Origin of the sequence: uncultured Muriicola sp., from assembly GCF_947258935.1 — a bacterium.
GTDB lineage: Bacteria > Bacteroidota > Bacteroidia > Flavobacteriales > Flavobacteriaceae > Muriicola.
Genome location: NZ_CAMYKH010000120.1, coordinates 1 through 3,582 on the forward strand (window position 1 = coordinate 1; position 3,582 = coordinate 3,582).

Sequence of the window (3,582 nt, forward strand, 5' to 3'; positions counted from 1 at the left end):
TTTTGAACTTCTCTTTGATAGCCTATCTCCAAATTTTGGAGGCGCATTGGTTGTAATTGAAATCGTGCATCCAGGATGGGTTGGGTATACGATCTGTCTCCAAAGCTAGAGTTATTAAACCCAATCACAGTTTTTAATTTAGTCTGCGGGAACACTTTGTACTCTGCACCGGCCAATACAACATGTGAAGTAGCCTTGTTCTGAGAAATGGTGTTTTCCGTATTCCTAAACTGATAGGAAAATGATGTTCTAAATTTTGTCGAAAACGGCAGACTACCACTTATCTGATTTCCAAAGGCTACATTTTTACCATTATCGAAGGTGTAAAAGGCCTTCTCTTCCAGCATAGGTGTATGCAGTGAATTCAATTTCTCCACAAATCCCTGAGCGTCTGCCTGGTTTTCATAATGTGATAAAGTCTTAAAAGCTGCCTCATAGGCAGGTATGATTCTGTCTGAAGCGAACAAGGCATTTGCCTTTCCCAGGTTCCCATCAAATGACGTGCTATCATTTAATAGAATAGCATCATATGAGTCTAGACTGGTCTTAAAATCGGCTGTATACATTCCCAAGGTTGCTCTGAGTGCTTTTATCCAATTCTGGCTAGGCACTCTTCTTTCCAAACTGTCTATTTGTTTATCTGCTTCCCTAAACTTGCTATTCCAGATCAAGGCCTGAATATAGCGTTCATTCGTCCTGTTCGTTAGAACGGTATCATTAACCGTGGCAACCTTGGCTCGCGCAATACGGGTTATATTCAATGCTTCTTTATCGTTTTTTCCAATATGTGATGCCAGCGCAATACCATTAAGAGCTACAATAGAGTCTAACGGATTTTTAGCTATTTGTAAATAAGTACTTTTTGCGCGCTCCGAGTTTTTTGTGATCAAATACAGATTGGCAAGATTTAACAGTGTTTCTTTGTCTTCCGGAAAATCAATAAATATTTCTTTTAATAATTGCTCCGCGATATCATACTGCTTATTGGTAATATGCGTGTTGGCAAAACCTAGTTTAATATATTTTCTTGAGGTTTTGGCGCTATTGTTCCCAGGCTGCAGTGTCAGGGCCTTATTTACCCAAGCCAGAGCCGATTCAAATTCTTTTAGATTACTTAAAGTGTTGGCATAACCTAATAGTGCCCCAAAATTATTTGGGTTGTTCGCTACCAATTCTTCATACAATGGTTTTGCATTGCCATACTGCTTATCCCACAAGTACGCTTCGTTATAGTTGATCTGAACCTCAAAATCTGAAGGGTATTCCTGAAGAAGCTCAGAAAATAATTCAATGGCTTTGGTAGGTTCGCCGCTTAAGCCCACTGCCCTGCCGTAGCAAATCTGTGCCGTTTTGTTTTTGGGGTCGGATTGCAGATACGAATCAAAATAGGTTTCCGCTTCCTCAAACGATCCGGATTCCAATAATTGAAATCCTTCGTTCATACTTCCTTGTCCGCTCATAAGAGTGGAAGTGAAAAGTAATACAGGTAATAAAAATTTAACTTTCATAGGTTAAGCATTTTTAGATGGTTAACGAAGCCATTTTTTAAGCTTCTCACCTTATTGTTTTTTGGTTATGTAAAGTTAATGCAGTCCTTCCCGCACCGGAAGTGCGATACTGTCCGTTCGTCTACAGCAAATGGCCATCCGTCTAAATCGGGAATTAAATAACGCCGGCTTGGGAGATATTTGGGGTAATAATTAAAAGAACACTTAACCAAAATAATTCATAAATGTGTTTTCAAATTCAGGCAATTAAAGAGCTTAATCACTAGAACACATCTTTAAAAATTAGACATGACCACAATTAGAATTCTATTAAAAAAATTTACACCCGAACAAGTATTTATGGGCAGTGTGTTACTTGTTAACGGTGGCAACTATTTGTACAACCTTATCTTAGGAAGACTATTGGGGCCAGAAGCATATGCAGATGCTGCACTTCTAGTAACACTACTGTTAGTTTTGTCCTTTCTGGGGATGACATTTCAGTTGGCAACAACAAAATTCGCCGTGGTGTTTTCCGGGAAGGTGTGGGACAATTTCCTAAACAGGATCTACAAACAAGCCATTATCGTGGGAATGCTTATTGGCGCATTGCTTGTTTATTTTGCTAAAGATCTACAGCTGCTTTTTCAGACAAATACACCTTATATGTTTGTGGCACTTGGCTTTGGAATCCCTTTATATTTTTTTATGAGTGTGAATAGAGGGAACTATCAGGGACATCATAATTTTAATAAACTCTCCATAACCTATCAAACGGAGATGTGGAGCCGACTGCTGATTACGCTCGCGTTCCTATTATTTAGTCCCTGGGAACCCGCCCTATCCGTTGCTATGGGGATCGGATTTTCCTTTCTTTTTGGTTTGATCCCTTCAGATGTGACAGGAATTTCAGTGGCCAAACCTTCAATTCTATCGTCTGAAAATGCAAAACGGGTAAATAAATTCATTATTCTGACCCTTTGTTATGAAATTACTCAGATCATTATTAACAACAGCGATGTTCTTATGGTGAAGCATTACTTCAGTCCTAATGAGGCAGGTTTATATGCTTCTCTGGCTCTCATTGGCCGGGTAGTATACTTTGTGGCCTGGATGTTTGTGATGCTCCTATTGCCGGCAGTTGTTCAAAAAGAAAGAGATGGGGAGGCAACTGCTCCTGTATTATTTAAATATGTGGGCTATGTTGCCCTTCTTTCCCTGACCATCATAACCTCTTGTTATTTTTTCCCTGAGTTGATCATCAAACTTATGTTTGGTGACGCCTATTTGTCTATGGCAGGTTTGTTGTGGCAATACGCTGTGGCGACATCCCTTTTTGCTATAGGGAATATATTTGCTTACTATTTTTTATCCCTGGATCATTATGTACCAGTAATTATTTCGGGAGTTTTAGGGTTATCGCAAATAGCACTTATAAGTGTTCTGCATAACACATTAGTGCAAGTTGTACAGTTACAGATCCTTGTAATGGTCGTTTTGTTGATCTCACAAATTGTTTATTTTCTATATAAGAAGCGAAGCTTATAGAACAGCTTTTTATTCAAAATTACTAGGGTCGGATCTACTATTAGTTCCGACCTTTTCATTTAGTGCTTCTCAGATATAGATCCTGGGGCCTGGCTAATATGTTTAGGATCCATAATGCAACAAAATTCCAGGACCCAATTTTCTGCTTACCGACACTGTTTTTCCATTCGTCTACAGTAAGGATGCAGTGAGCCTCTCACCGCCCGTATTCACTGCCTTTTATAAGATATTTGCCCTGTAAATAAATTATTAATCTTAATACTTAACCTATGAAATTAGCCATTGTAACCGCGTATCCACCCAGCAAAGTAACCTTAACTGAATATGGGTACCATTTAGTAAAACACTTCCGTTTACAAGAAGATGTAACGGAGATCGTATTGATCACCGACAGAACTACTGAAGAAAAAGATCTGTCCTTTGAAGGTGAAGGGTGTAAAATTACAGTGAAAGAAAGCTGGAGTTTTAATAGTTATACAAACCTGTATAACATCAATAAGGCAATCTCAGAAACTAAACCCGATGCAGTTTTATTTAACCTTCAATT

The 3,582-nt window shown here is 38.7% G+C and carries 2 protein-coding genes and 1 pseudogene; 2 read left to right on the forward strand and 1 reads right to left on the reverse strand.

Annotated features, from left to right (window positions below):
• Positions 1-1,508: tetratricopeptide repeat protein (locus Q0X72_RS13335; protein ID WP_297766395.1), on the reverse strand; the 1,508-nt coding region annotated here is incomplete at its 3' end.
• A 288-nt stretch (positions 1,509-1,796) separates the two neighbouring features.
• On the opposite strand from Q0X72_RS13335, the gene Q0X72_RS13340 reads away from it, so the two are divergent.
• Both Q0X72_RS13340 and Q0X72_RS13345 read left to right on the forward strand, forming a co-directional pair.
• On the forward strand, positions 1,797-3,035 hold the full coding sequence (locus Q0X72_RS13340; protein ID WP_297766397.1) for an oligosaccharide flippase family protein: 1,239 nt from the start codon (positions 1,797-1,799) through the stop codon (positions 3,033-3,035).
• A gap of 269 nt (positions 3,036-3,304) precedes the next feature.
• Positions 3,305-3,582 (forward strand): annotated as a pseudogene (locus Q0X72_RS13345) (glycosyl transferase family 1); the annotation flags it as partial.